This window comes from Bacteroides faecichinchillae JCM 17102 (assembly GCF_000614145.1).
Taxonomy (GTDB): domain Bacteria; phylum Bacteroidota; class Bacteroidia; order Bacteroidales; family Bacteroidaceae; genus Bacteroides; species Bacteroides faecichinchillae.
The window spans coordinates 1-660 of record NZ_BAKK01000136.1 but is presented as its reverse complement, the minus strand read 5'-3'; the positions used below and the strand labels follow the sequence as shown (position 1 = coordinate 660).

The window sequence follows — 660 nt, the reverse complement described above, 5'->3', positions numbered from 1 at the left end:
TGTGGTCAGTATCGATATTCCGGTACGCCGTATCTCTGTCAGCCGGGAAGTTTGCGAAAACAATCCGGGAGTATATTCGTGGGATAACGTATTCAATACCGGCAGCTTCTATCCTGCCCAAGACGGTGTTCCTGCCCAGTCCACCTTCTATCTGGATCCCGGATCGTATACATTCCTTACAAGGGAATATACCGTAGAGACTCGTGAACAGGTCCCTCATGACCAGCCTCCTTATGAGTTTGAGTCTTACAAGGAAACCAAGACATTCGAGTATGAATTCTCTCAGCTGCCGGGAGTTTCTCTGGAACCTCGCAGGATAACCACCGTCCGCAGTGACGAAGGCTTGTCCGTTGACGAGTACGATTATCTGGACGGGCAGTTTCCGGGAATTCTCTCGATGCACCGGCATACGGAAGGGGATAGCTGGAAAGAGAACCGTATCCTCTTCAGGGAAGGGACAATCCTGCCCGATAGGGTGGTTTCAGCGACGGACCGGGAAACGGAATTTCGGGATGAGGTGGTCTATACGGCTTACGACTTATATAACAATGTGGCTGAGGTGCTGGGAAAGGACGGAACTCCCATTACGTATCTCTGGGGATACCGGGGCCGTTTCCCGGTTGCATGATAGAGAATGCCACACGATCGGAGGTACTGGCC

1 pseudogene is annotated in these 660 nt (G+C 52.0%); it reads left to right on the top strand.

Annotation, left to right across the window (positions count from 1 at the left end):
• Positions 1-628: pseudogene (locus JCM17102_RS30845) on the top strand (hypothetical protein); the annotation flags it as partial.
• Positions 629-660: the final 32 nt, after the last annotated feature.